Origin of the sequence: Nonomuraea sp. MTCD27, from assembly GCF_041950495.1 — a bacterium.
Taxonomy (GTDB): domain Bacteria; phylum Actinomycetota; class Actinomycetes; order Streptosporangiales; family Streptosporangiaceae; genus Nonomuraea.
In genome coordinates, this window is sequence record NZ_JBGNUW010000007.1 from 240,670 (window position 1) to 266,262 (window position 25,593).

Sequence of the window (25,593 nt, forward strand, 5' to 3'; positions counted from 1 at the left end):
CAAGACATCACGGCTTGTGCCCCTGCTTATCCCGGTCGCGTGCGGCTCAGCGCGACTGCGAAGGGTGAGAGATGAGCAAACGTTTGGATCCCCCCGAAACCACCGTCACCCCGCTCACACCCCCACACCCGCCCCCCGCCGAGCAGCCGCCGGCACCGCGACCGAGCGGCCCGCCCAAGGACCGCGTCGGCTACCTCTTCCTCACGCCGTGGTTCATCGGCATGGCCCTGTTCACCGTGGGGCCGATCCTGGCCTCCCTCTACCTCTCGTTCACCGAGTACAGCCTGCTCAAGCCGCCCGAATGGCTCGGGCTCGACAACTACCGCCAGATGCTGGACGACCCGCGGCTGCACAAGTCGCTGCTGGTCACGTTCGTCTACGTGTTCGTGTCGGTGCCCATCCAGCTCGTCCTGGCGCTGGCGCTGGCACTCCTGCTCAACCGCGGCGTACGGGGCCTGAGCTTCTACCGGTCGGTCTACTACCTGCCCTCGCTCCTGGCCGGAAGCGTGTCCATCGCCATCCTGTGGCGGCAGATCTTCGGCAAGGACGGCCTGGTCAACCAGCTCCTGGCCACGGTGGGCGTGGACGGCGTGAGCTGGGTGGCCCACCCGGACTTCGCGCTGGGCACGCTGGTCCTGCTCAACGCGTGGACGTTCGGGGCTCCCATGGTCATCTTCCTGGCCGGCCTGCGCCAGATCCCCGCCTCCTACTACGAGGCGGCCCAGGTGGACGGCGCCGGGACGGTGTCGCGGTTCTTCCACATCACGCTGCCCATGCTGACCCCGATCATCTTCTTCAACCTGGTCCTGCAGCTCATCGGCGCCTTCCAGAGCTTCACGCAGGCGTTCGTGATCAGCGGCGGCCGGGGCGGGCCGTCGGACGCCACCCTCCTCTACACCCTCTACCTGTACGAGCGCGGCTTCGGCTCGTTCGACATGGGCTACGCCTCCGCGATGGCGTGGGTCCTGCTGGTCCTCATCGCCGTGCTGACCGGGATCAACTTCCTCTTCGCCAAGCGGTGGGTGTTCTATGGCAACTGAGCTCAGGGCCCCAGGCGGCCGGTCGCGGCGCCTGTCGAAGCACGCGCTGCTCATCGGCTTCGGCCTGGTGATGCTCTATCCGCTGCTGTGGATGGTGTCCAGCTCGGTCAAGCCCACCGAGACCATCTTCCGCGACCCGTCGATCTGGCCCAGCCGGCTCGACCTGGGCAACTACGTCGAAGGCTGGACGGCGCTCGACCATCCCTTCCACTACTACCTGCTGAACTCCGCGGTCATCGCGATCCTGGCCGTGGCGGGCAACCTGCTGTCGTGCTCGCTGGCCGCGTACGCGTTCGCGCGGCTGGAGTTCCGGGGCAGGAAGATCTTCTTCGCCATGATGCTGGCGACGCTGATGCTGCCCATCCACGTGCTCATCGTCCCCCAGTACGTGCTGTTCTCCCAGCTCGACTGGATCAACACCAACCTGCCGCTGGTCGTGCCGAAGTTCCTGGCGCACGACGCGTTCTTCATCTTCCTCATGGTGCAGTTCATCCGCGGCCTGCCGAAGGAGCTGGACGAGGCGGCCCGCATCGACGGCTGCGGCCACTTCAGGATCTACTGGCGGATCATCATGCCGCTGTCGGTGCCGGCGCTGGCCACCTCGGCGTTGTTCACCTTCATCTGGACCTGGAACGACTTCTTCAGCCAGCTCATCTTCCTGACCGACCCCGAGCTGTGGACCATGCCGGTGGCGCTGCGCTCGTTCTTGGACGGCCAGGGCGAGACGGCCTGGGGCCAGCTCTTCGCCATGTCGATCGTGGGGCTGGCGCCGATCTTCGGGTTCTTCCTCGCCGGACAGCGCTATCTGACGCAGGGCATCTCCACGACCGGCTTTCGCTGATCCGCGATCAAAACGTTCTCATAGAAGGAGAAGGGCCATGCCGACAAGATCCAGTGGCCTGGCGGCGCTCTGCCTGGCCGGCGTGCTGCTGGCGGCCTCCGCCTGCGGCGGCGGCTCGTCCGGCGGCGGGGACGGCACCGTCGAGCTGCGCTTCGGCTGGTGGGGCAACAACGACCGGGCGGCCGCCACGCAGCGCGTCATCGACGCCTTCCAGGCCAAGAACCCCGGCATCAAGGTCAAGGGCTCGTTCACCGACTTCAACTCCTACTTCGACCGCCTGGCCACCGAGGTGGCCGGCGGGCGCGCGCCCGACGTCATCACGCTCGGCGGCGCCTACCCCCGCGAGTACGGCGACCGCGGCGCCCTGCTCGACCTGGCCAAGGTCGGGCTGAAGACCGACAGGATCGGCGCGGCGGCCCTGGACAACGGCAAGTTCGGCGGCGTCCAGTACGGCGTGCCCACCGGCGTGAACGCCATCGCCGTGGTCGTCAACGAGGCCGTGTTCGACAAGGCCGGGGTGCCGCTGCCCGAGGAGGACACCTGGACCTGGGACGACTTCAAGCGCATCGCCAAGGAGCTGGCCGGGAAGGTGCCCGAGGGCACGTTCGCGCTGGCCGACCCCACCAGGACCGACATGCTGGACGTGTACTCGCGCCAGCGCGGCGAGGCCCTCTACACCGCCGACGGCAAGGTCGGCATCAGCGACAGAACCCTGGTGGACTGGTGGACCATGACGCTGGAGCTGCAGAGCGCCGGGGCGACCCCGCCGGCCTCGCAGACCGCCGAGCTGATCACCCAGCCCGCGCCCGAGCAGTCGCTGATGGGCCGGGGCCAGGCCGCGATGCAGTTCGACTGGAGCAACCAGCTCAGCGCCCTGAGCAAGGCCGCCGGGCAGCCGCTGCGGCTGATGCGGGTGCCGGGTGAGAGCGGCGCCGCCCAGCCCGGCATGTGGCTGCAGGCGTCGCAGATCTACAGCATCAACGCCAAGTCCGAGCACCCGCAGGAGGCGGCCAAGTTCGTGGACTTCCTGGTCAACAGCCCGGAGGCGGGGAAGATCATCCTGGCCGACCGGGGCATCCCGGCCAACTCCGACGTCCGCACGGCCGTCCAGGGCGTGCTCGGCGAGCCGGAGAAGGCGCAGGCCGCGTTCATCGACGCGCTCACGCCGAAGGCCGGGCCGCCGCTGGTGATCGGGCCGGCCGGGTCCACCGACACGCCCAAGATCCTGGACCGGGTCAACGCCGAGGTGCTGTTCGGCCGCGAGCAGCCCGCCGCCGCGGCGGCGGACTTCATCCAGCAGGTCGGGACGGCGATCAAGCAGTGATCGACCGCCGCGAGCTGGCCGGGCGGCACGCCGTCGAGGTGACCGGGATCCTGCCCGAGTCGCCGCTGTCGGTGGGCAACGGGGAGCTCTGCTTCACGGTGGACGTCACCGGGCTGCAGACCTTCCCGGCCTCCTACCCGGTCGAGGACCGCTCCGGCACCGGGCCGGGGACGCTGCTGGCCACCATGGCGTCATGGGGCTGGCACAGCGTCCCCGGCTCGTACGGGCTGGCCGAGACCATGCGCACCTACGGGACGCCGCGCGGGCCGGTGCCGTACGTGGACATGCGCGGCGACCTGAGCGGCTCCGGCGAGGCGCCCGCCTCGGCCGCCGAGTCGTGGCTGCGCGCCAACCCGCACCGGCTGGACCTGGGGCGGATCGGGCTGGCCCGGCCCGGCGCCGCCCCGCTGTCGCCCGCCGACCTGAGCGGCTCCCGCCAGCGGCTCGACCTGTGGACCGGCACGCTGACCAGCCGCTTCCGGCTGCGCGGCACGCCCTACCGGGTCGTCACCGCCTGCCACCCCGAGCGGGACGTCCTGGCCGTGCGGATCGAGTCGCCCGGCCTGACCGAGGCCGGGGTGCGGCTGGCGTTCCCGTACGGGTCGCAGGCGTGGGGGAACGCGGCCGACTGGTCGCGGCCGGAGGCGCACACGTCGGAGCTGCGGGCTTCGGCGGGCGGGTTCACGGTGGCGCGGGTGCTGGACGGGACCGCCTACGACGTGGCGGTGGCCGTGACCGGCGGGGGGGAGGTGGCGCGGTGCGGGCCGCACGAGTTCCTCATCACCTTCCGCGAGCCGGCCGCCGAGCTGGTCATCGGGTTCGACACGCGCGGGGCCGGGCGCCTGCCGGAGTTCGGGGAGGTGATGGCGGCGTCCGGACGGCACTGGGCCCGGTTCTGGAGCACGGGCGGCGCGGTCGACCTGTCCGGCAGCCGCGACGAGCGGGCCCCGGAGCTGGAGCGGCGGATCGTGCTGTCGCAGTACCTCACGGCGATCCACTGCGCCGGGTCCACCCCGCCGGCCGAGACCGGGCTGATGGCCAACAGCTGGCGCGGCCGCTTCCACCTGGAGATGCACTGGTGGCACGCGGCCCACTTCCCGCTCTGGGGCCGGCCCGGGCTGCTGGAGCGCAGCCTCGGCTGGTACGCCGCCGTCCTGCCCCGCGCCCGCGAGACCGCCGCCGCGCAGGGCTGCCCCGGGGCGCGCTGGCCCAAGCAGGTGGGCCCGGACGGGCGGGAGAGCCCGAGCCCGATCGGGCCGTTCCTGCTCTGGCAGCAGCCGCACCCGATCTTCCTGGCCGAGCTGGTCCGCCGCGCCGTCGGCACCCGGCGGGCGCTGGCCCGGTACGCGGACCTCGTGCTCGACACGGCCGCGTTCATGGCGGCGTTCGCGGTCGAGGGGCCCGGCGGGTACGGGCTGGGGCCGCCGCTGGTGCCGGCCCAGGAGTCGTACGCGGACGTGCGGGCGAGCGCGGCCAACCCGACGTTCGAGCTGGCGTACTGGTCGTGGGCCCTGGAGGTGGCGCAGCGCTGGCGGCGGCTGATGGGGCTGGGCCCCGACCCGCACTGGGCCGAGGTGGCCGCCGGGATGGCCGCGCCCCGCGTGCGCGGCGGGGTGTACGCGGCGATGGACGCGCCGCCGTACACCGTGCGCGACGACCACCCCTCCATGCTGTACGCGCTCGGCTTCGTCCCCCAGACCCGCCTCATCGACGCCGGCACGATGCGCGCCACGCTCGCCGACGTGCTGACCACCTGGGACTGGGAGACGACGTGGGGCTGGGACCACCCGGCGATCGCCATGACCGCCACCAGGCTGGGCGATCCGGCCACCGCCGTGGAGGCGCTGCTGCGGCCCGTGGCCAAGAACGCGTACCTGCCGAACGGCCACAACCGGCAGAGCGCCACCCTGCCCGTTTACCTGCCGGGCAACGGCGGCCTGCTGGCGGCGGTCGCCCTCATGGCCAGGGGCTGGGACGGCGGCCCGCCCTCACCCGGCTTCCCCGCCTCCTGGGCGGTCCGGCACGAGGGGCTGCTCCGCCTGCCCTAACCGGCGTGCCACTCCAGCTCCTCCCGCTTGGCCAGGAACTCCTCGGCCACCGGCCACTCCAGCGGCAGCGGCATCGGGTACGTCGTGCGGATCCGCGCCAGCTCCCGGTGCGCCCGCACGAGCCCGGCGAAGTCACGCGGGTAGGCGTCGGTGTCGACCCCGGTGAACACCCCGAGCTTGCGGCCCCGCGCCAGCAGCGCGCGCCAGTCGTCGATCCCCGCCAGCCCGACCGAGTCCACGCCGTGCGAGAACAGGATGAGCCTGATCTCGTCGAACGGGTCCACGTCGTCGAGGTAGGACATCGCGTGCGCGTGCGACTGATCGGTGTTGAACACCATCCAGTACGGCACCGACCCGCTGCGCAGCGTCCACCACGGCTCCAGCAGCAGGAAGCACTCCACCAGCAGCCGGTCGCCGGGCAGCCCGCGGGTCCGGTACCAGCTCCGGTACAGGTCCGCCACGACCGGGCTCAGGTCCTCGGGCTCGCCGAACCGTATGCGGACCAGCTGCCACCGGTTCCGCTCCGCCAGCTCCGTCAGGTCGCCGAGCAGCTCCGGCTGGAACCCCCACTCCGCCTCCGGGTGCTCGCCGTCCGCCTCCGGGTAGTCCCACGCGGACCGCCCGGCGCCGTACCGGGCGAGGTAGCCGGCCACGCGCGGGCCGCCGTGCTCGTACTCCTCGCGGGTCGCGCCGCCGAGCGCGCCGTGCTGGAAGAGGTGGCGCGGGCCCACCTCCGTGGCCGGCCAGCGCAGCCCGCAGTCCACCACCACCAGCGTCGCGCCGGGCGGCAGCGACTCCTCCAGGAACCGCCGGTACGCCTCGGCCAGGCGCCGCCACTTCACCCGGAAGTACGTCATGCCCGCGATCATCAGGCGGTCCTGGTTGGCGTCGTGCATGTGGTGCAGCACCAGGTCGGGGTTCGCGTCCAGCAGCGCCCGCCCGGCGCCCTGGGTCACCCGCAGGTCGCCGCGCGGGTCGTCGGGGCGGACGCCGCGGCGGCGTACCGGCAGCAGCAGCGTCTGCGGCAGCCACGGCGCGCGCAGCGCCGCGGCCAGGTGGACCAGGGCGCCGTTGGACGAGCCGACGAAGGCCACCGGGTACGGGCGGCGCGGGTAGTGCCCGGTCACCCACCCCGCCAGCTCCTCGGAGCGGATCTCGGGGACGCGGCGCATCGGCACGGCCTCGGCCCAGCCGCTCACGGCGTACGCCCGCTCCTTGGCCTTGCGCGGCAGCCGCCCCGCCCCGCCGAGCAGCGCGGCCGCCACCGGCTCCAGCGCCGCCGGGCCCTGGCCGAGCAGCGGCACGTCCTTGTCGTGCAGGAACCGCGACAGCGCCCGCAACATGCCGGTCGCCGAGTCGAACGACGCCACCGCCTTGCCCGGCCTCACGCGGCCACCTCCTCCAGGAACGCCGCGACCTCGCGGGCCAGCCCCCGGGGATCGCGGTACGGGACCATGTGCGGAAGGCCGTCCATGACGACCAGCCGCCCCCTGGGCAGCAGCCGCGTGACCTCCTCGGCCCACGCCTGGCTCACCATCCGGTCCTTGCCGCCCCGCACCACCAGGACGGGCTCGGCGACGTGCGGCAGCTTGTCCTCGATCCGGTCGCGCATCGAGGCGCCGAAGCTGGCCAGCACCCGGCGCGGCCCGGCGTCGAGGTAGTCGGCGACGTTCAGCGGCGCCATGCGCGGGCTCTCGCCTACCGAGTTGCGCAGCCACTGGCCCACGACCCGGACGGGCGTGCGCGCGTGCGGGTCGACGGTCGGGCCCGTCAGCACCAGCGCGCCGGCCAGGCCCGGGTGGCGGGCTGCCAGGTCCACGACGACCTGGCAGCCGAAGGACCCGCCGAGCAGGCACGGCCGCTCCAGCCCGGTCACGGCCAGCCAGTCGGCCACCGCGTCGGCGAGCGTCTCCAGGGTGAGGGGCTCGGCGGGCTTCTCGCTGCGGCCGAACCCGGGCAGGTCGAGACTCCAGGCGTCGTGCGTGGCGCCCAGCACGCGGACGAACGGCAGCAGCTCCCGGCTGGACACCCCCGCGCCGTGCACGCACACGACCGCCGGGCCCGGGCCGTGGCCGCGCCAGCTGGTCACCCTCATGCCCAGCGCGGTGTGGACTCGCTGTTCGAGCGGCACGCCTCTCCTCTCTCAGGGGGCTGCCCACCTACCCGAACCGTGATCGCGCGAACGTCCGCTCAGTCGACCGGCGACGGAGGCGGCGTCCCGAGCGCCGCCAGCTCGGCCCAGAACCCGTCCGGGATCACGGTGTCCACCAGGCCGTCCAGCTCCTCCAGCCGCCGCACCGAGGTGATCCCGACCACCGTGGAGTGGATGCGCGGCTCGGCCAGGGAGAAGTGCAGGGCGGCCGCCGCCAGGCCGATCCGCCATCGCTCGCACAGCTCCCGCACCCGCTCGACGTGCCGGCCGAACTCGGGCGAGATCGGCCGGTAGCCGTAGGTGCCGGCGTGGCGCGGCGAGCCGGACAGGATGCCGCCGCCGAAGGGCGCGGCGTTGAAGACCGTCATGTCCCGGTCCGTGGCGAGCCGCAGGATGTCCTCCGCGCGCCGGTCCACCAGGGTGTAGCGGTTGTGGGTGAGGACCGCGTCGAACGCGTCCGTACGGATGTAGTCCTGCACCATGGTGCCCCACCCGCCGGCCGCGATGCCGATCGCGCCGACGAGCCCCTGCTCGCGCAGCGACACCAGGGCCGGAACCGCGCCGCCGGGCGCCATCGCCTCCCGCACCGTGATCGTCATCGGGTCGTGCAGGTGGTAGATCGGCAGGGTCTCGACGCCGAGCCGGGAGGTCGTCTCCTCGAAGGAGCGCATGACCCGGTCACCGTCGAACACCCCCGTGTCCGGGTCCCGGTCCGCCTTGGAGAAGATCGTCACCCCCTGCGCCTCGCCGGATGCCTTGCTGAGCGCCTGCCCGATCAGCGTCTCGCTGCGGCCCTCCGCGTACTCGTTGGAGGTGTCGAGCTGCCGGAACCGGCCGGACAGCAGCGCGTCCGCCAACTCGTCGTCGCCGGGCCGGCGGCCGAGCCCCGACGTGCCGAGGGTCACCGCCCGCAACGGGCCTTCCGCTCCGGGCACCCGACGCCCCTGCTGCTCCGGCAACTGTCCGCCTCTCACCGCGATCGTCTGATTTCGCGGCACGATCATCGCATGTGCCGTGACGTCACAGGGTGAGCTGGTAGCGGCGCCGGGTCTGCCACTCCACCGTCAGCACGGTCGCGTCGTCCTGGAGCCGGCCGCGCTGGTGCTCCAGGATGGCCTGGATCAGCCGCCGCAGCGTCTCCGGGGCCGACATCCCGTCCGCCTCGCGCCGGATGACGAAGTCGATGAACCGCTCCAGCCCGAACAGCTCGCCGTCCGGGCTCTGCGCCTCGATCATGCCGTCGGTGTAGAACAGCAGCCGGTCGCCGGGCTGGAGCTGGTAGCGGAGCATGCCCGTGGACGCGTCCAGGCCGAAGCCCATCGGCGGGTCGGGGACGCTGTCGAGGGTCGCGACCAGCCGGCCCTCCCGGATCAGCAGCGGCGGGTGGTGCCCCCGGTTGACCCAGGTCAGCACCCCGCTGCGCAGGTCCAGCTCGGCCAGGATGCCCGTGGCGAACCGGCCGGTGAACTCCGCCTTGATCGCCGCGTCGATGGCCTCGCCGGTCGCGCGCAGGTCCATCTCGTGCCGGCGGCAGTTCCGGCCGGCGCCCATGGCGACGGACGCGGTCAGTCCGGCGGAGGTGTCGTGCCCCATGGCGTCGAAGACGGACAGGAAGAGGGTGTGGCCGTCGAGGGCGTAGTCGAAGGCGTCGCCGCCCATCTCGTACGCGGGCTCCAGGGCGGCGCTGATCACCACGTCGTCGTTGGCGAACGTGCCCGGGGGCAGCAGGTTCCACAGCACCTCGGCCGACAGGGTCAGGGGGCGGGCGCGTACCAGCCGGGCGTGGGAGTCGCTGTGCGGCCGCTTGCTGATCACCATCAGCGCCACCAGCGACGCGAGATCCTTGGCCCGCTGCTCGAGCAGCGCCCCGTCCCGGGACGCCGCGTCCTGGGGCACGGTCAGGCCGAGCACGCCGACCCGCTCCGTGCCGTCCAGCAGCGGCAGCCACAACCGCCGCACCGCTCCCTCGGGGTCGCCGACGGCACGGGTGCGGACGATCTCGACCACGCGGAAGGCGCGGCCCGGCATGGTGCCGTCGATCCGGATGGTGTCGAGCGGCTCGCCGTCCGCGCCGCGCTGGCCCGGCAGCGGCACGAGGAGCAGTTGCTGCAGGTCGGTCACGTAGATCGCGAGGTCGGAGAAGCCGACCAGCCGCGCGTGCTCGGCCGCCCGGGGCGGCAGGTCCTCCATCGCGGCCAGGTGCATGGTCTGCAGCAGACCGCTGAGGGCGCGTTCACCAGCGTCCCGGACGTCGTCACCGCTCACGTTCTCACCTCCACACTGCCCCTTACCCACTGCACCGCCCACCGGCCCGCGCACAGGCCGGTAAGGTGCCGGCATGGTGCGGCGCGAGGGGGCGTATCGGCGGCTGGCCGGGGGAGCGGGCCTGCACACCGGGGGTGTGCTGCGGGTGGGTGACGGGGCCGAGCTGGACGGCTAAGACCTGCTGGACGCGGTCCTCGCCCGGCTTCCCGAAACGCCCGGCAGCTCGGTGCCGGGCGGCTAGGGACGAGCGAAGCGGCCCAGGAGCGTGGCGGCGGTGGCGAAGGCGGCGACCACGTCGGCGGCGGTGCGCTGCCGCTCCACCAGGCCCACCGCCTGGCCCGCGTAGACGTAGGCGGTGTCGAAGTCACCCTCCACGCGGGCCGACTCCAGCTCGGCCCGCGCCGCCTCGTCCGCGGCCAGCTCCTCCTCGTGCCCGTTCCACCGGTCGAAGAACGCGTTGCGCAGCGCCCGCCCGCCGAACTCCGGAGGCCAGGCCAGGTGCTGCGCGACGTCGAAGACCCGCCCGTACGCGGTGCCCGTCTCCCCGGTGGCCAGCACCCGCTCCCGGCCCGCCTCGGACAGCATCGTCTCGGCGCACCCCAGGAACGCCGTCCCGGCCCAGCCGCCCTCCGCCCCGGCGGCCAGCACGGCGGCCAGACCGCGGGCCGTGGCGATGCCGCCCGCGGCCAGCACCGGCACGCTCACCGCGTCCAGCACGCCCTGCAGCAGCGGCAGCGTGGCCACCTCGTTGCGGCCGTGCCCGCCGCCCTCCGCGCCACGGGCCACCACCACGTCCGCCCCGGCCCGCTCGGCCGCCCGCGCCTCCTCGGTGGTGCCCGCCTGGACGGCCACGACGATCCCGGCCCGCCGCAGCGGCTCCACGTAACCGGCGAAGTCGCCGAAGCTCACCGAGGCCAGCGCGGGCCGGGCCTCCAGCACCGCGTCGAGCTGGCCGGGGTTGTCGCGCAGCGCCCAGGCCATCAGCCCGATGCCGTACGGGCGCCCGCTCGCGGCGGCGACGGCGGCCTGCTGGGAGATCCACGAGGCCGGTGCCTTCGGGGGCGCCCCGATCACGCCCAGCCCGCCCGCCGCGGACACCGCCGCGGCCAGCCGCCCGTCACCCACCCCCGCCATCGGCGCCCCGACCAACGGCACCTCCACCCCGAAACGGTCGGTCAGCCAGGTCCGCACCATCGTCCTCCCATTCGTCCGCGACAGGTACCGTCGCCTGCCGCTCCGCGGGGCCAGGCTAATGGAAGCGCCGACCCGGTCGGTCCCGCCGGAGTGCGGGTCGGGACGCGTGCGTCAGTGCCGGGTGAGCGTGCCCAGGCGGCCGGCGACGGCGGCCACCGCGCCCAGCACCCGGTCCACCTGCGCGCCGGTGTGGGCGGCGGTGACGCTCAGCCGGATCAGCGCCTTGCCCTCGGGCACGCCCGGCGGCAGCATGACGTTGCCGAAGACCCCCTCGTCCAGCAGCCCGGCCCAGAACCGGCTGCACTCCAGGGCGTCTCCCACCTGCAGCGACACGGTGGGGGTGCCGCCCGGCGGGATGGCGAAACCGAGCGCGACCAGGCCCGAGCGCAGGCGTTCGGCGGCGGTCAGGGCCGCCCGGCGGCGTTCGGGCTCCGTACGGATGATGTGGAGGGCGGCCAGCGCCGCCGCGGTGCAGGCCGGCGGCAGCGAGGCCGAGAACAGCGCGGCCCGCGCGCTGTGCCGCAGGTAGTCGATGACGTGCCGGGGCCCGGCGACGGCTCCGCCGAGCGTGCCGAAGCACTTGGAGAAGGTGACCGTCTGCACGTCCACGGCCGGCTGCAGGCCGTAGTGCTCGGCGGCGCCCCGCCCGCCGGCGCCCAGCAGGCCCGCGTCGTGCGCGCTGTCGATGACGACCCGGGCTCCGTGCCGGGCCGCGAGCTTGGCGATGCCCGGCAGGTCGCACAGGTCGCCGCCGACCGAGAACATGCCCTCGGTGAGCACGAGCACCCCGTCGTCCGGGCCGGCGGCCTCCAGCAGCGCGCCGAGCTGGGCCATGTCGTTGTGCCGGAAGCGCCGCAGCCGCGCCTGGCCGAGCCGGGCGGCGTCGAGGAGCGAGGCGTGGATGTGCCGGTCGGCCAGCAGGACGTCGCGCGGCCCGAACAACGCGCCGAGGGACAGGTTGGCCTGGTAGCCGGTGGAGACCACCATCGCCGCCTCGTGGCCGAGGAACTCGGCCAGCTCCTGCTCCAGGCGCTGGTGCAGGACCAGCGTGCCGTTGAGCACCCGCGAGCCGGAGTTGCCCGCGCCGAACCGGCGCAGCGCGTCCGCGCCGGCCTCCTTCAGCCGCCGGTCGTCCGACAGCGCCAGGTAGTCGTTGGAGCCGGCCATCAGCACGCGGCGGCCGCCCACCACCACCTCCCCGCCGCCCGGCCGCTCCTCGACCGGCAGGTAGAAGGGGTAGACGCCCGGCGCTACCAGCCCCGCTATCTCCTGCGGGACCCGGCATTTGCTGAACGGGTCCGGCACGGCCCGGCATTCACTTTCCGGCTCTGTCCGAAGCATTCCGGCGACTCACTCCGCATCGGGTGATCGTAGCTGACAGTGACTGTCGGTAATAGTATAGTAATCGCCGCTGGTCTGGACCGAGCATGAGCGCGCCCAGCGGCGCGCGGCGCTCGAGCCCCGGCTCAGCCCCGATGCACGACAGCGACAGCCGACAAGGACGTACGCATGACCGAGGAACAGATCTTCCACCAGCTCCGCGCCATCTGCGCCAAGATCCTCTCGGTGGATCCGGCACTCATCACCCCGGAGACGGACCTGCGCGAGGAGCTGGAGGCCGACAGCCTCGACATGGCCGAGCTGGCCGCGGCGAGCGAGGACCGCTTCAAGCTGGTCGTCGACCTCGACACCGCCAAGCAGGCGCGCACCCTGGCCGACGTGACAGCCCTGGTCCACGCCGGGGCCCAGGCCGGCTGATGCGCGGGCGGGTCCGCGTCGCCGTCACCGGCCTGGGCGTGCGCACCCCGGCCGGCAACGATCTCCGGACGTTCTGGAGCACCCTGGTCGCCGGGCGCTCCACCGCGCGTACGATCACCTCCTTCGACCCCGCCGGCCTGCCGGTCGACTTCGCCTGCCAGGTGCCCGGCTTCGACACCTCCCCCTACGTCACGGGCAAGCAGGCGCGCCGGATGGACCGCGCGACGCTGCTGGCCGTGTGCGCGGCCGACGACGCGCTGGCCGACGCCGGTGAGCCGGCGGTCCTGCCCGAGCGGCGCGCGGTCGTGACCGGCACCGCGCTGGGCGGCAACGAGACCACCGAGGCCGCCCTGCTCGGCGACGACGGGCAGCCGGGCGCGCTCTACATCCCGAGGAAGATGCCCAACGCGTCGGCCGCGTTCGTCAGCATGCGCCACCAGATCCTCGGCCCCAGCCTGACCGTCTCGACGGCCTGCGCCTCCGGCGGCCACACGATCGGGGAGGGGCTGCGCCTGCTCAGGGACGGGTCGGCCGACCTGGTGGTGGCCGGGGGCACCGAGGCGTGCGTCTCGCCGGCCGTCCTGCTCGCCTTCCACCGCTGCGGCGCGCTGTCGCAGCGGGTGGCCGAGCCGGAGCGGGCCTCGCGGCCCTTCGACGCCGACCGCGACGGCTTCGTGCTGGCCGAGGGCGCCGCGTTCGTCGTGCTCGAACGCCTCGAGGACGCCGTACGCCGGGGCGCCCGCGTCTACGCCGAGCTGGCGGGCTACGGCCGCACCTCCGACGCCCACCACCTGACCTCGCCCGATCCCAAGGGCGACGGGGCCGAACGGTGCGTCCGCCAGGCGCTGGCCGACGCGGGCGTGGAGCCGGGGGACGTGGCGCACGTGAACGCCCACGGCAGCGGCACCCCGCTCAACGACGTCACCGAGGCCCAGGTGATCGCCCGGCTGTTCGGCCCCGGCCAGGTGCCGGTCACCTCGACCAAGAGCGTGGTCGGCCACGCGATCGGCGCCGCGGGCGCGATCGAGGCCGTGGCGGGCGTGCTGACGCTGCACGAGCGCCTGATCCACCCCACGATCAACCTCGACGTGCAGGATCCCGAGTGCGAGATCGACGTGGTACGCCGGCCGCGCCCGCTCGCGCCCGGTGCCGTCGTGTCCAACTCGTTCGCCTTCGGGGGCCACAATGCGAGTCTCGTCTTCGTCCCGTCCGGCACCTAGCGGGCGGGCCCCGGCCGCCGAACCGGTCCGGGGGCGCCGCCGGCTGCGGGAGTTCGTCGAGCTGCCGTACACGCTGCACGGCCGCGACCCCTGCTTCGTGCCGCCGCTGCGGGGCGACTGCCGGCGGCTGCTGGACCGGCGGCGCAACCCCTTCTTCGCCTACGGCGACGTCGAGCTGTTCACCGTACGCCGGGGCGGGCGGGTGGCAGGTCGGGTGGCCGCCGTGGACAACCCGCGCCACAACGACGTCCACGGGGCGCGCGACGGGTTCTTCGGCCAGTTCGCCTGCGCCGACGACCCCTCGGTCGCGCGCGAGTTGCTGGACGCCGCCGGCGGGTGGCTGCGCGGGCGCGGGCTGCGGACCATGCTGGGGCCGGTCAACTTCACCACGAACGAGGAGTGCGGGGTGCTCGTGGACGGGTTCGGCACGCCGCCGAGCGTGATGATGCCGTACAACCCCGCCTACTATCCGGGGCTGCTGGAGTCGTGCGGGCTGGCGAAGGCGAAGGACCTGTGGGCGTGGGAGGGGGGTCACGGGGCGCCGGGGGAGCGGCTGGCCCGGATCGCGCGGCACGCCGAGCGGAGCCACCAGCTCACCGTACGATCCCTCGACCCGGGCGACTTCCACGCCGACATGATGCGGGTCAAGCACGTCTTCGACCGCGCGTGGCAGGGCAACTGGGGCTTCACCCCGATGACGGACGCCGAGTTCACCGCCGTCGCGGGCCGGCTGCGCGCGGTCATGGAACCCGGGCTCGTCCAGCTCGCCGAGGTCGCGGGCGAGCCGGTCGCGGTCGCCCTCGCGCTGCCCGACCTCAACCAGGCCCTGCCCGCCGCCCGGGGCCGCCTGACCCGCTTCGGCCTGCCGATCGGGCTGGTCCGCCTGTCCCTGGCCGCGCGCCGGATCGACCGGGTCCGGGGCGTCCTGTTCGGTGTCGTCCCGCACCTGTCCGGCCGCGGCATCGAGACCGCCCTCTTCACCCGGGGGCAGGAGGCGGTCAGGGCGGCTGGGTACGACGGCGGGATGGAGCACGGGTGGACGCTGGAGGACAACTCGGCCGTGAACCGCTACCTGGAGAGCGCCGGCTGCACCCACAGCAAGACGTACCGCATCTACGGCCGCGACCTGTGACGCCCGCGCAGCCGCGCGGGGCGGACTCGCGGCAGGAGGACGCGCGCGGGGCGGGCTCGCGGCACGGCCTGTCGTGGCAGGACGCGTCGGCGGCGTGGGCGGGCGGGCGGCGTTACCTGGTCACCGGGGCCACCGGCTTCGTCGGGGGGCGGCTGACGCGGATGATCCTCGCGCGTGGCGGCCGGGTCACCGCGCTCGCCCGCCCGTCCCCGCGCGCGCGGGCGCTGCGCGAGCTGGGCGTCGAGGTGGTCGACGGGGACCTGGCCACCGGCCGGGGCATCCCGGAGGCGCTGGAGGGAGCCGACCGGGTGATCCACCTGGCCGCCGCGCTCAGGGCGCGCACCGCCGCCGAGTTCTGGGCGCTCAACCGCGACGGCGTCGCCCACCTGGTCCGCGCGCTCGCCGCCAGACCCCGCCCCCCGCGCCTGGTGCTCTGCTCCTCCCTGGCCGCCGGCCCGGCGATCTCCCTGTACGGGGCCAGCAAGCGGGCGGGCGAGCAGGTCGCCAGGGAGCACGCCCACCAGGTGCCCTCGGTCATCCTGCGCCCCGCCATCGTCTACGGCCCGGGGGAGGCCGCGCTGCTGCCTGCCCTCCTGCCCATGGTCCGGCTCGGCGTGGTCGTCAAGGCGGGCTACGGCCCCCGCCGCTACGGCATGGTCTACGTCGACGACCTGTGCACCGCGCTGCTCGCCGCCGCCGACCACGGCCCCGCCCTGCATCCGGACGATCCACGGCGGGGCACGTACCCGATCAGCGACGGCCACGCCTATCACTGGGCCGACATCTGCCGCGCCCTCGCCCGGGCGGCCGGCTGCCGCGACCCCCTGCTGCTGCCGCTGCCGGTGCCGGTCGTGGGGGCCGTGGCCGCCCTGGCCGAGCTGGCCGCGGGGACCGTCCCGCCGCTCAACCGGGACAAGGCCCGCGAGATGCGCCGCGCCGACTGGACCTGCGCGCCGGACGACGCCGTACGCGAGCTGGGCTTCGCCCCCGCCACCACGCTCAGGCAGGGATTCGAGGCCGCTCTGGCTGCTCTGGCCGCACCGCGTACCGCTTCGTGACGGCGTGCGCGGCCAGCGCCACCGCCAGGCCGGCGATGACGTCGGAGAAGTAGTGATACCAGTCGTAGACGACGGCGACCGTCAGCCCGGCGGTCAGCACGCACAGGAGGAGGCGGACGTTCGCCGGGACGAACCGGCGCAGGCACAACAGGGTGATCCAGGCGCCCGCCACGTGCGGCGACGGGAAGCAGGCGCCGGGCGGGTCGAAGGCCGCCATGATGTGGTTCTGCAGGGCGGTGATCGCGTAGCCGGAGGGCCGGTGGGCGGCGTACAGCTCCGGCGCCGCCAGGGCCGGGCCGGCCAGCGGGACGAGGACGAACCCGGCGTAGCAGGTCAGCAGCGCGGTGAGCGCGGCGAACAGGTAGCGCTCGGCCAGCTGCCGGCGGCCTCGCGCGTAGAGGATCACCGGGAGCAGGAAGCAGGCGTAGTAGGAGAAATAGCAGAAGGTCAGCAGCTCTGTCAGCGGTGGGTTGGCCAGGACGCTGATCGCGGCGTTCGGCGAGATCCCGAACGCCGCCTGCTCCCAGGCCTGCACGGCGTCGTCGACGAAGCGGCCGTGCAGGACGGGGGCGGTGCGGGCGGCGGCGGAGTATGCGAACGGGAGCACGAGGAGCGGCCCGGCGAACCGGATGCGCGACACCGCCCTGACGCCCGGCAGGCGGCGCTCCGCGTGGGCGAGGCCGATCAGGAACAGGGCGGCGAGCGCGTATCCCGCGAGCAGGGCCGGGCCGCCGGCCAGGCGGTCCAGGGAAACGGCCGCGATGAGCGCCATGAGCCCGAAATAGCCCAACAACAGCACTTCAACCGGTCGAATTTCCACAATTAGCCCCCCGACTTCCGGTGATTTTCGCTGGAGGTCAAATATATCGGCGGCTCGCCGGACGGGAATTGCTTCACTCGGTGTACGCCGGAAGATAACCTGGCCGACCGTGAATGGCGAATTCGCCGCCGGTGCGATACCCCTGACTTTCGGCGACCATTATGTGATCCGGCTCGGCGCGGGTGCGGTGCACGACTCCCGCATGCACTACGGCATCGCCGTACGCCGTCCGGGGCCCCCGCCGGATCCCGCGCAGCTGTGCGCGGACGTCGCCGAGAAGGTGCGCGTACGGGCGCCGGCGCTGGCCTACCGGCTGGCCGGGCGGGGACGGCGGGCACGCTGGGAGCCGGATCCCGCGTTCGATCCCGCCCACCACGTCGAGTTCCATCGGCTGCCCCCCGGGATCGGCGTCCACCAGGCGGTGATGGACGCCCTGCGGGTCCGGCCGCTCGCCCCGGACCGTCCGCTGTGGAGCCTGATGGTGCTGGACGGGGACGACGAGGGGGCCGGACATGTGCTCTGCTACCGGGCGCATCACGTCTTCCAGGACGGCATGGGCATCGCCGGTGCCGCCCGTGTCCTGCTGGGGACGGAGACGCTGCCGCCGCCCGAGGCGGGCGGGACGTACTGGAGGTCGCCGGGACCGGCCCGTCGCGCGCTGGCCGACCTGGGCCGGCTGGGGGCTGCCTCGCCCCGCTGGTTCACCGCCCGCGCTGGTGGGGGGCAGGACCTCCAGTTGCAGGTGACCACCCTGGACAGCGCCCCGTTCCACGACATCGCCCGCGCCACCGGCGCCAGCCTCGCCCAGATCGGCATCGCCCTCGTCGCCGGCGCCTTGCGCGCCTGGAACCCCACCGCCTGGCCCCCCGACCTCCGGCCGGACTTCGGCCCCGGTGGCGGGCTGTACGGGGTGCGGTGCGGGGAGGGGCGCGACCGCGCGCCGGACGGCGGCGATCCCGGCCGCACGCAGAACCCGCCCGACGGTGCCGGGTCACGGGGCGGAGGCGATGGTCGCGGGTGGAGCGATGGCCCCAGGCAGCGGGGCGGTGGCGACAGTGACGGCGTGTGGGGCGACGACGCCGGAACGCCGGTCGGCGGTGTATGGGGCGCCGGTCGCGGGGGGCGCGGCGGGAGCGACAGCGACGGGCGTTGGTGGAAGGGGCGGGGGCGGGAGTTGGTGGTGGCGCTGCCGGTCGGGTTGTGCGGGCATCGGCAGCACACCGCGCTGGGCAACCACACCGGGCTCCTGCCCATCGCCATGCCCTGCGACGAGCCCTCGACGATGGCCCGGCTGGAGCGGGTGACCGAGCAGACGACGCTCAGGCGGATCGGGCACGCCCGGCAGGCCGCCGGCCGGCTCTACGGCCTGCCCGCCGCAGTCGCGGTGCCGATGTTGCGGCTGCTGTCGCCGCTGTTCAGGAAGGACGAGCCCAGGAGGCTCAGCGTGACCGCGATCCCGCTGCCCAAGGAGCTCGCGGCCCAGGGCGAGGTGTTCGCGGTGCCCGGCCTGGCGCCGGGGCTGGCCGGGATGGTGGTGATCATGCCTGTCGGCGGCACGGTGTCGTTCTCGGCGGTGTTCGATCCCCGGGTGTCGCGGTCCGGGGAGCTGCTCGGGCTCCTGGGGCAGGAGCTGAAGGAGCTGCACGCGCTGGCCACCAGATGAGCCGCCCCATGTGGTGGGCGAGCGCGGGCACCAGGAACGACCGTACGACGACGGTGTCGATGACCACCCCGATCGCCACCAGCAGCCCGAGCTGCACGACCGGCACCAGCGGCAGCACGGTCAGCACGAAGAACGCCGCCGCCAGCACGACCCCTGCCGCCGTGATCACCCCGCCGGTCGCCCGCAGCGCGTGCAGGGTGGCCTCGCGGGTGTCCAGCCGCAGGGACTCCTCCCGCACCCGGGCCATCAGGAAGATGTTGTAGTCGATGCCGAAGGCGATGAGGAAGACGAACGCGTACAGGGCGAAGGACGCGTCCATGACGGGATAACCCAGGAACTGGGTGAACAGCGCCGAGCAGAGCCCCAGCGTGGCCGCGAACGACAGCACCACCGTGCCGATCAGCAGCAGCGGCGCCACCAGCGAGCGCAGCAGGACGATCAGGATCAGCCCCACGACCAGCAGGATCAGCGGCACCACGAGGAAGGTGTCGTCGAGGGCGGCGGTCCTGATGTCGAGGAGTTCGCTGGTGAACCCGCCGAGCAGCGCCGCCCCACCGGCGACGGCGCGCACTGACGTGCGCAGGTCCTCCACCAGACGCCGGGCCTCCGGCGTGTTCGGCTCAGCGGCCAGCACCACGTCGAAGGTACGCCACGGCGCGGGCGGCCCCCGGCGCACCGACACGACCCCCTCCGCCTGGCGCACCGCCCGCCCCACGACGGCGCTCTGGTCCTGCCGGGCCAGGACCACCACGGGGGCGCTGGCCGGGTAGTGGCGCCGCAGCGCGTCGTAGCCGGCCACGGAGTCGGTGCGCATGGTGAACAGGGCCGACGGCGGGATGCCCGAGGCGTCAAGGGTGGTCAGCCCCATGCACAGCATGGTCAGGAGCAGCGCCGAGCCCGCCCAGGCGAGCCGGGGCCGCTGGCCGACGAAGCCCGCGACCCCCTGCCACAGCCCGTCGCGGGGCACCTGGCCGGGACGCGGCGTGTTCGGCCAGAAGGCCCGCCGCCCGCCCAGGAGCATGAGCGCGGGCAGCAGGGTCACCATCACCACCATCGTGATCACGATGCCGACGGCGGCCGCCGCGCCGATCGAGCGCAACGCGTGCGTGTCGGCCACCACGAGGCAGCCGACGCCGCCCGCCACCGTCAGCGCCGAGGCCACGACCGTGCGGATGCCTCCGGACAGCGCCTCCTTCAGCGCCGCCCCCGGATCGGCCGTCACGCGCAGCCGCTCCCGGAAGCGGGCGACGAGCAGGAGCGCGTAGTCCGTGGCCACCCCGAACACCAGCACGGTGAAGATCTCGGGCGTGGCCGCGCGCAGTGTCATCAGCCCGGCCCGCGCCAGCGCGTAGACCGCCGCCGCCGAGGCGAGGTAGGCCACCACCACGGCGAGCATGGGGATCACCCACAGGACGGGGCTGCGGTAGACGGCGAGCAGGACCAGGAACACCACGGCCACGCTCAGCGCCAGGAGCGTGCCGTCGACGCGGCGGAAGGAGTCGACGTAGTCGGCGGCCGCCCCGCCGGCGCCGCTCACGTGGCTGACCAGCCCCGGCGGGCTGCCCTCCGCGGCGATCTGGCGCAGCCGCTCGACCAGGGGGCTGACGAGCACGCCAGGTTTGCCGGACAGCAGCACCGTCACCTGGAGCGCGCGCCCGTCGGCGCTGGGGACCGGCGCCGACGCGGTGCCGAGCACGTCGGGAACGGTGGCGAACTGCCGCAGGTCGTGCCGGGCCGCCGCGAGGTCGCCCGGCTGGAGCGGCCCGGGCCGCTCGTAGATCACGAGGGCGGGAACCACCCGGCCGGACTGCTGGGCCAGCAGGTCGAGCACGCGGGCCGACTCCGCGTCCCTGGCCAGCATGGAGGTGCCGCTGGTGACCCGGACGTCGTCGAGGGGGCCGCTGGCGAGAACGGCCGCCACGGCGATGGCCACCCAGGCGAACACCACGCCGGCCGCGATTTTCCGCGCAACCGCCATTCGCAACAAACCCGACAATTCCCCGCCCACCTTCCGGCCTTGAAAGTGAAGATGCCGGCCGGCACGTAGACCCTAAATTCCCGCTCCCGGTTAAACAACTTCATGCAGGAGTCTTATATCTGGGTCATGGGTGGATCAATTGGGAAAATGCGCGTTTATGCGTTCGGGGAAATCCGGTGGAGCGCGGTCGTCAGAGCTTCCGGCCCACCGCGCCGTACGCCCCCGCCTCCTCCGCCGACCGGGTCACCGGCTCGTCCGGACGCCAGTCGAACACCGGCACCAGGCCGGGCTCCTCCAGCTCGTACCCCTCGAAGAACCGCATGACCTGCTCCGCGGTGCGCGGGGTGAAGGCCAGGGCGTCGCTGTTGTACGCGTCGGCGCTGGCCCCCACCTGCTTGGGCGCGAAGTCGGCGGTGACGTGCGAGACGGCCAGGTAGCTGCCGGGTACCAGCGCGGAGGTGAACCGGCCGACCAGGCCGAAGGGGTCCTCGTGGTCCTTGATGAACATCAGCGTGCCCACGATGATCAGCCCGACCGGCCGGTCGAGGTCGAGGGTGCCGCGCAGGTCGGGGTGGCCGAGGATGGAGTCCGGGTCGCGCAGGTCGGCCTCGATGTACGCGGTGCGCCCCTCGGGGTTGCTCCGCAGCAGCGCGCGGGCGTGGATCATCACGATGGGGTCGTTGTCGACGTACACCACCCGCGCGGCCGGGTTCGCGGCCTGGGCGACCTCGTGCGTGTTGCCCTGGGTGGGGATGCCGGTCCCGAGATCGAGGAACTGGGTGACGCCCTGGGTGGCGAGGTGGCGCACGGCCCGGCCGAGGAAGGCCCGGTTGTCCTGCGCCCCCTGCACGACGCCGGGCGCGGCCTGCGCCGTCGCCTCCGCCACGGCTCGGTCGGCGGCGAAGTTGTCCTTGCCGCCGAGCCAGTAGTCGTAGACGCGCGCGGAATGGGGGACCGACGTGTCGATCCGCGGGTGGGGGTGCGCCTCGGTCATGCGGGACCTCCGGAGACAAGGGTGGGGGACGATCATATGACGTGAAAGATCACCCCGTACCGGTCCTTTTCGCGGCGTACCGGTCCTTTTCGCGGCGCGGTCTCCTCCTACTGGCCGGAAAGCCGAGACGGCGGGGGGAATCCGGGCGGGCGGGCCGTTCAGCAGCATGGTCCCCGTGCTGATCGACTCCCCGGTGGCCGCGCGGGAGCGCTTCCGGGGCAAGGTCGTGCTGATCACCGGCGCGACCTCGGGCATCGGCCGGGCGGCCGCGGTCGCGTTCGCCGGGGAGGGCGCCAGGGTGGGGTTCTGCGGCCGGCGCGAGCAGCTCGGCGAGGAGGTCGAGGCGGACATCCGCCGCTCCGGCGGGGAGGCGGTCTACGTCAGGGGGGACGTACGCGTGGAGAGCCAGGTCAAGGCGTTCGTGGACCGGGTCGCATCCCGGTACGGCCGCCTCGACGTCGCCTTCGACAACGCCGGGATCGGCGGCTCGGCCGAGCCGCACGCGATCACGCTGGAATCGTCAAGTCGGCGGCCCTGGCGTACGGCACCCGCGGGATCCGGGTCAACGCCATCCTGCCGGGCACCACCGACACCCCCTTCGTCCGGCCCCCGGGGCTGACGGACGAGATGTGGGCGCGGTACCGGGACGCCTGGGGGCCGCTCGACGTGGCCGGCATGGAGCGCATGGCCACGGCGGGCGAGATCGCCCGGGCGGTGCTGGGGCTGGCCTCGGACGACTTCCCGTACCAGACCGGCGCCTCGGTCGCGGTGGACGGCGGCGCCACCGCCGGCCGGAAGATGATCTCTCCTCCGATGGGCTCGTGAGCGGCCCCCGTCACTTGACCCGCAGGTCGGCGAAGAGGGCGCGGTGGTCGGAGCCCGGCACGTCGAACACCTGCACGTCCACCGCCCCGGCCCGCGCGTCCGTCAGCACGTGGTCGATGGTCACCAGCGGCGGCAGCGCGCGGCCCTGCGGCCAGGTGGGGTTCAGGCCCTGACCGGTGGAGGCCGCGGCGTCGGTGTAGCCGGTGTCCAGCAGCCGCCGGAACACCGCGTGGTCGAGGGTCGCGTTGAAGTCGCCCGCCAGGATCCGCGGCGGTCCCGAGGCGGGCGCGGGCGGCAGGGCGGCGACCCCGGCCGCCCACTCCGGCACCGTCGAGGGCACCGGCGCGACCGGGTGCACGACCACCACCTCCACGGCCGAGCCGCCGGGCAGCGACACCTCGGCCACCGGCATGTGGTGCCCGACCGGCTGGAACAGGCCGGTCCGCTCGCGCAGGGGGTGGCGGGCGTACAGGCCGCTGCCCTCCGGGCCGCGGAAGTCGGCCCGGCCGATCCGGTACGGCAGCAGCGCCTCGAGCCCGGCCGCCGCCAGCCGGTCGCGGGCGGAGTACGTCAGCTCCTGGATGCTCAGGACGTCCACGTTCAACCGGCGTACCAGGTCGACGATCACCGTCGCGTCCCCGCGCCCGCCGTTCAGGTTGGCGGTCAGCACCCGCAGCGGACGACCCCCGGCCGGGACCTCGCCCCCGCCGACCGCCCGCGGCACCACGAGCCAGGCGAGGCAGGCGCACACCGCGACCATGACCGCGATCGCGGCCCGGCTCCGCGCGGCGACCGCGACCCCCAGCCCGGCCAGTGCCGCGAGCGCGAAGTAAGGGGTGAAGGAGACCATCGGCACCAGGAACGCCCCGGCCTCCAGCCCACCGGCCCGCACGGCCGTCCCCGCCGCGAACAGCACCGCCAGCCCGGCGGCCAGCCGTACCCGCCACACCCGGCGGGGCCGCACCCGCCGCTCCGTCTCCACGTCATCTCGCACCAACACAGCCGCCCACGGTAAGCGGCCATTCTTAACGCCACATGAGGATCGGCCCCTCGTGCCCGATCGATTCGCGGAAGTGAGCGGAGGCGAGCGGAGGCGAGCGGAGGCGACACGTGCCGGCCCGGGCCGGCTCCACGAGACCGGCCGACTTCACGAGCCCGGCAGGCCTACGAGACGGGCCGACTCCATGCGACGGGCGGGTTCCCGCGACCGGCTGCATCGCCCCGCCCCCTCACCGGCACGGCGGACCACGACCAGAGGGCCTACGCCGAGCGCTGACAGCGCCGCGAGTCCGGCGCGAGCCTCGCGGCCGACGCGGGCACCTCGCTGTACGCCGGCATCGCGGTGTGGGTGTGGAAGTGGCTGGGCATCACCCTGATCTACCGGCTCGCCGCGCCGCAGACGATCCCGCAGGGCGTGCACGAGGCCGCGATGATCGACGGCGCGGGCGCCTGGGCGGAGTTCGGGCACGTGAGGATGCCGCTGCTGGTCCCGTTCCTGGTGATCATCACGCTGATCGACACCGTGGCCGCGTTCAACGTCTTCGACCTGATGCGGACCCTCACCGGCGGGGGCCCGTGTGCAGCGCGAGTTCGTCGACAGCATCGCGGGAGCGGTGCAGCAATGACCAGAACGGAGTCTTCCTGACATGCCTGTCCCCAGTCCCGAGGCGCTCGTCACCATCGACACCCGCCGTCCCGCCGGTCGCGTCGACGACGACATCTACGGGCACTTCCTGGAGTCGGCGTTCTTCGGCAACATCGAGGGCGGGGTGTTCGACGAGGGCTCGCCCCTGTCCGTCACCGATCCGGGGCCGCTGCGCGGCGTGCGCGCCGACGTGCTGGAGCTCTGCCGCGAGCTCGGGCCCGGCCCGATCCGCTGGCCGGGCGGCAACTTCACCTCGGCCTACCACTGGGAGGACGGCATCGGGCCGCGCGAGTCCCGGCCCAGCCGGCTGGAGCTGGCCTGGGGCGGGCAGGAATCCAACCGGTTCGGCACCGACGAGTTCCTGGCCTGGTGCGAGGCGGTGGGCGCGGAGCCGTATCTGGTGCACTCCGCCCGGGACGTCGACGAGGCGGTGCGCTGGATCGAGTACACCAACGCCGCCAGGCACACCACGCTCACCGCCCGCCGCGCGAAGAACGGCCGGGCCGAGCCGTGGAACGTGCGCTACTGGGGTGTCGGCAACGAGGTCTACGGCCCCTGGCAGATGGGCCACCGCACGGCCGAGGAGTACGCCGCCGCGGCCCGCGAGCACGCCCTGTTCATGCGCCTGGTCGACCCCGGGATCCGGCTGGTCGGGGTCGGCATCCCGTGGCGGCAGGAGGAGTGGACGCGCCCGCTGCTCAAGCGCGCGGGCTCGCTGCTCGACCACCTGTCCCTGCACCTGTACGGGGCCGGCACCCACCTGTGGACCGGCGACGACTACGACGCCGTCGTGGCCCAGTCGCTCTACTTCGAGCGCGAGATCCACACCTACTCCCAGCTCGTCACCGCGCTGGCCGCCGACGCCGGCCTCGACCGCCCGCCCGCGCTCGCGCTGGACGAGTGGACGATGCGCCACCTGGAGCCGGAGGCGTGGCCGCAGCCGCTGCCCGGCGACGACGGCGGCGTCGCCCCGCGCGAGACCCCCGAGGTGGACGGGCCCGGCAAGGTCCGGGTGAACCGGTGGAGCCCCAGGACGGTCGCCGACGCGCTCTTCTGCGCCGGGGTGTTCCACGCCGTCCACCGCACCGCCGGCCTGCCCGCGCCGGTCGCCATGGCCAACCCGGTGAGCCTGGTGAACGCCAACGGCCTGGTCGTCGCCCGCCCCGGCGGCGCGCTGCGGTCGGCCATCTACCACGTGTGGCATCTCTACCGCCACCACACCGGCCGCACCGTGCTGCCCTGCGAGGTGGAGGGGCCCGCGCGGACCGCCGCGGTCCGGCTCGGGGACAACCGCGGCCCGGACGGCCGGCTGCTCACCGCGCCCATGACCGTCCCCTACCTGGACGTGTCGGCCACCCGCGCCGACGACGGCTCGGTCCGGGTCGCGGTGGTGAACCGGCACCGCGACGCGGCCCTGCGGCTGCGGATCGTGCTCGACGGCGCCGCGGCGAACACGCCCGCGACCGCCCGCGTCCGCAGCCTGGGCGCCGACGTGCCCGGCCTCGGCGCGGTCAACACGCTCGGCGCGCCGGACACGATCGCCGTACGTGACCTGGGAGACGTCGAGGCGAGCGGCGGGGCCTGGACCGTCGCGCCGCACTCGGTGACCGTGCTGGCCCTCTGAGATCGGGACAAC

The 25,593-nt window shown here is 73.8% G+C and carries 21 protein-coding genes and 2 pseudogenes; 13 read left to right on the plus strand and 10 right to left on the minus strand.

What is annotated here, in order from left to right; translation table 11 throughout:
• The first annotated feature begins 71 nt into the window (after window positions 1-71).
• The 4 genes from ACBJ59_RS22575 to ACBJ59_RS22590 are packed head-to-tail and all read left to right on the plus strand — an operon-like array spanning window position 72 to window position 5,253.
• Entirely contained in the window at window positions 72-1,040 is a 969-nt protein-coding gene (locus ACBJ59_RS22575) for a carbohydrate ABC transporter permease (RefSeq protein WP_375112198.1), read from the plus strand.
• Window positions 1,030-1,881, plus strand: coding sequence for a carbohydrate ABC transporter permease (locus tag ACBJ59_RS22580; RefSeq protein ID WP_375112199.1), 852 nt, complete (start codon window positions 1,030-1,032; stop codon window positions 1,879-1,881). Before ACBJ59_RS22575 ends, ACBJ59_RS22580 begins: the two co-directional genes overlap by 11 nt.
• 37 nt (window positions 1,882-1,918) lie before the next feature.
• Window positions 1,919-3,205: an ABC transporter substrate-binding protein gene (locus ACBJ59_RS22585; protein ID WP_375112200.1), complete on the plus strand. Its 1,287-nt coding sequence runs from the start codon at window positions 1,919-1,921 to the stop codon at window positions 3,203-3,205.
• Window positions 3,202-5,253, plus strand: coding sequence for a hypothetical protein (locus ACBJ59_RS22590; RefSeq protein WP_375112201.1), 2,052 nt, complete (start codon window positions 3,202-3,204; stop codon window positions 5,251-5,253). The genes ACBJ59_RS22585 and ACBJ59_RS22590 overlap by 4 nt, the downstream gene beginning before the upstream one ends.
• On the opposite strand, the gene ACBJ59_RS22595 is transcribed toward ACBJ59_RS22590, so the two are convergent.
• The 6 genes from ACBJ59_RS22595 to ACBJ59_RS22620 all read right to left on the minus strand — a co-directional run bounded on the left by ACBJ59_RS22595 (window position 5,250) and on the right by ACBJ59_RS22620 (window position 12,169).
• On the minus strand, window positions 5,250-6,641 hold the full coding sequence (locus ACBJ59_RS22595; RefSeq protein WP_375112202.1) for a hypothetical protein: 1,392 nt from the start codon (window positions 6,639-6,641) through the stop codon (window positions 5,250-5,252). The two genes, ACBJ59_RS22590 and ACBJ59_RS22595, sit on opposite strands and share 4 nt — an antisense overlap.
• Window positions 6,638-7,384, minus strand: coding sequence for an alpha/beta fold hydrolase (locus ACBJ59_RS22600; RefSeq protein WP_375112203.1), 747 nt, complete (start codon window positions 7,382-7,384; stop codon window positions 6,638-6,640). Before ACBJ59_RS22600 ends, ACBJ59_RS22595 begins: the two co-directional genes overlap by 4 nt.
• Window positions 7,385-7,443: 59 nt before the next feature.
• A complete protein-coding gene (locus ACBJ59_RS22605; protein WP_375112204.1) occupies window positions 7,444-8,340 on the minus strand; it encodes an aldo/keto reductase in 897 nt (298 codons plus the stop codon).
• Window positions 8,341-8,425: 85 nt separating this feature from the next.
• Window positions 8,426-9,670, minus strand: coding sequence for a PP2C family protein-serine/threonine phosphatase (locus ACBJ59_RS22610; RefSeq protein ID WP_375112205.1), 1,245 nt, complete (start codon window positions 9,668-9,670; stop codon window positions 8,426-8,428).
• 237 nt (window positions 9,671-9,907) lie between these two features.
• Entirely contained in the window at window positions 9,908-10,864 is a 957-nt protein-coding gene (locus tag ACBJ59_RS22615) for an NAD(P)H-dependent flavin oxidoreductase (protein ID WP_375112206.1), read from the minus strand.
• 111 nt (window positions 10,865-10,975) lie between these two features.
• Entirely contained in the window at window positions 10,976-12,169 is a 1,194-nt protein-coding gene (locus ACBJ59_RS22620) for an aminotransferase class I/II-fold pyridoxal phosphate-dependent enzyme (RefSeq protein WP_375112207.1), read from the minus strand.
• 204 nt (window positions 12,170-12,373) lie between these two features.
• Between ACBJ59_RS22620 and ACBJ59_RS22625 the strand changes: the two genes are divergently transcribed.
• Genes ACBJ59_RS22625 through ACBJ59_RS22640 form a run of 4 tightly spaced genes read left to right on the plus strand, consistent with a single transcriptional unit; the run spans window position 12,374 to window position 16,032 of the window.
• On the plus strand, window positions 12,374-12,622 hold the full coding sequence (locus tag ACBJ59_RS22625) for an acyl carrier protein (RefSeq protein ID WP_375112208.1): 249 nt from the start codon (window positions 12,374-12,376) through the stop codon (window positions 12,620-12,622).
• Window positions 12,622-13,842 carry a beta-ketoacyl-[acyl-carrier-protein] synthase family protein gene (locus tag ACBJ59_RS22630; protein ID WP_375112209.1) on the plus strand — a complete coding sequence of 407 codons (1,221 nt, stop codon included), beginning with the start codon at window positions 12,622-12,624 and terminating at the stop codon, window positions 13,840-13,842. The genes ACBJ59_RS22625 and ACBJ59_RS22630 overlap by 1 nt, the downstream gene beginning before the upstream one ends.
• The gene (locus ACBJ59_RS22635; RefSeq protein ID WP_375112210.1) at window positions 13,808-14,974 is read left to right on the plus strand and encodes a hypothetical protein; all 1,167 of its coding nucleotides are present in this window, start codon (window positions 13,808-13,810) and stop codon (window positions 14,972-14,974) included. The genes ACBJ59_RS22630 and ACBJ59_RS22635 overlap by 35 nt, the downstream gene beginning before the upstream one ends.
• Window positions 14,971-16,032, plus strand: a complete 1,062-nt coding sequence (locus tag ACBJ59_RS22640; RefSeq protein ID WP_375112211.1) for an NAD-dependent epimerase/dehydratase family protein — start codon at window positions 14,971-14,973, stop codon at window positions 16,030-16,032. The genes ACBJ59_RS22635 and ACBJ59_RS22640 overlap by 4 nt, the downstream gene beginning before the upstream one ends.
• Here ACBJ59_RS22640 and ACBJ59_RS22645 read toward each other — a convergent pair.
• The gene (locus tag ACBJ59_RS22645) at window positions 15,974-16,804 is read right to left on the minus strand and encodes a phosphatase PAP2 family protein (protein ID WP_375112212.1); all 831 of its coding nucleotides are present in this window, start codon (window positions 16,802-16,804) and stop codon (window positions 15,974-15,976) included. The two genes, ACBJ59_RS22640 and ACBJ59_RS22645, sit on opposite strands and share 59 nt — an antisense overlap.
• A 250-nt stretch (window positions 16,805-17,054) precedes the next feature.
• On the opposite strand from ACBJ59_RS22645, the pseudogene ACBJ59_RS22650 reads away from it, so the two are divergent.
• Window positions 17,055-17,495: pseudogene (locus ACBJ59_RS22650) on the plus strand (wax ester/triacylglycerol synthase domain-containing protein); the annotation flags it as partial.
• An 895-nt stretch (window positions 17,496-18,390) separates the two neighbouring features.
• Here the strand turns inward: ACBJ59_RS22650 and ACBJ59_RS22655 are convergent.
• Both ACBJ59_RS22655 and ACBJ59_RS22660 read right to left on the minus strand, forming a co-directional pair.
• Window positions 18,391-20,493 carry an MMPL family transporter gene (locus ACBJ59_RS22655; RefSeq protein WP_375112213.1) on the minus strand — a complete coding sequence of 701 codons (2,103 nt, stop codon included), beginning with the start codon at window positions 20,491-20,493 and terminating at the stop codon, window positions 18,391-18,393.
• Window positions 20,494-20,683: 190 nt separating this feature from the next.
• Window positions 20,684-21,487: an SAM-dependent methyltransferase gene (locus ACBJ59_RS22660; RefSeq protein ID WP_375112214.1), complete on the minus strand. Its 804-nt coding sequence runs from the start codon at window positions 21,485-21,487 to the stop codon at window positions 20,684-20,686.
• Between the two features lie 175 nt (window positions 21,488-21,662).
• Between ACBJ59_RS22660 and ACBJ59_RS22665 the strand changes: the two genes are divergently transcribed.
• Window positions 21,663-22,106 carry an SDR family NAD(P)-dependent oxidoreductase gene (locus tag ACBJ59_RS22665; RefSeq protein ID WP_375112215.1) on the plus strand — a complete coding sequence of 148 codons (444 nt, stop codon included), beginning with the start codon at window positions 21,663-21,665 and terminating at the stop codon, window positions 22,104-22,106.
• Window positions 22,061-22,312, plus strand: coding sequence for an SDR family oxidoreductase (locus ACBJ59_RS22670; protein ID WP_375112427.1), 252 nt, complete (start codon window positions 22,061-22,063; stop codon window positions 22,310-22,312). Before ACBJ59_RS22665 ends, ACBJ59_RS22670 begins: the two co-directional genes overlap by 46 nt.
• A gap of 10 nt (window positions 22,313-22,322) precedes the next feature.
• Here the strand turns inward: ACBJ59_RS22670 and ACBJ59_RS22675 are convergent, their stop codons facing one another.
• Window positions 22,323-23,312, minus strand: coding sequence for an endonuclease/exonuclease/phosphatase family protein (locus ACBJ59_RS22675; RefSeq protein WP_375112216.1), 990 nt, complete (start codon window positions 23,310-23,312; stop codon window positions 22,323-22,325).
• Window positions 23,313-23,633: 321 nt separating this feature from the next.
• On the opposite strand from ACBJ59_RS22675, the pseudogene ACBJ59_RS22680 reads away from it, so the two are divergent.
• Window positions 23,634-23,957, plus strand: a pseudogene (locus ACBJ59_RS22680) (carbohydrate ABC transporter permease); the annotation flags it as partial.
• 1 nt (window position 23,958) lies between these two features.
• Window positions 23,959-25,581 carry an alpha-L-arabinofuranosidase C-terminal domain-containing protein gene (locus tag ACBJ59_RS22685; RefSeq protein ID WP_375112217.1) on the plus strand — a complete coding sequence of 541 codons (1,623 nt, stop codon included), beginning with the start codon at window positions 23,959-23,961 and terminating at the stop codon, window positions 25,579-25,581.
• The last annotated feature ends 12 nt before the right edge of the window (window positions 25,582-25,593 follow it).

Bases quoted from the DNA above. Each gene is read 5' to 3' on its own strand.
- ACBJ59_RS22580 (WP_375112199.1), top strand. From the start codon at position 1,030: ATGGCAACTGAGCTCAGGGCCCCAGGCGGCCGGTCGCGGCGCCTGTCG.
- ACBJ59_RS22575 (WP_375112198.1), top strand. From the start codon at position 72: ATGAGCAAACGTTTGGATCCCCCCGAAACCACCGTCACCCCGCTCACA.
- ACBJ59_RS22645 (WP_375112212.1), bottom strand. From the start codon at position 16,804: ATGGCGCTCATCGCGGCCGTTTCCCTGGACCGCCTGGCCGGCGGCCCG.
- ACBJ59_RS22625 (WP_375112208.1), top strand. From the start codon at position 12,374: ATGACCGAGGAACAGATCTTCCACCAGCTCCGCGCCATCTGCGCCAAG.
- ACBJ59_RS22655 (WP_375112213.1), bottom strand. From the start codon at position 20,493: ATGGCGGTTGCGCGGAAAATCGCGGCCGGCGTGGTGTTCGCCTGGGTG.
- ACBJ59_RS22635 (WP_375112210.1), top strand. From the start codon at position 13,808: ATGCGAGTCTCGTCTTCGTCCCGTCCGGCACCTAGCGGGCGGGCCCCG.
- ACBJ59_RS22630 (WP_375112209.1), top strand. From the start codon at position 12,622: ATGCGCGGGCGGGTCCGCGTCGCCGTCACCGGCCTGGGCGTGCGCACC.
- ACBJ59_RS22685 (WP_375112217.1), top strand. From the start codon at position 23,959: ATGCCTGTCCCCAGTCCCGAGGCGCTCGTCACCATCGACACCCGCCGT.
- ACBJ59_RS22660 (WP_375112214.1), bottom strand. From the start codon at position 21,487: ATGACCGAGGCGCACCCCCACCCGCGGATCGACACGTCGGTCCCCCAT.
- ACBJ59_RS22615 (WP_375112206.1), bottom strand. From the start codon at position 10,864: ATGGTGCGGACCTGGCTGACCGACCGTTTCGGGGTGGAGGTGCCGTTG.
- ACBJ59_RS22585 (WP_375112200.1), top strand. From the start codon at position 1,919: ATGCCGACAAGATCCAGTGGCCTGGCGGCGCTCTGCCTGGCCGGCGTG.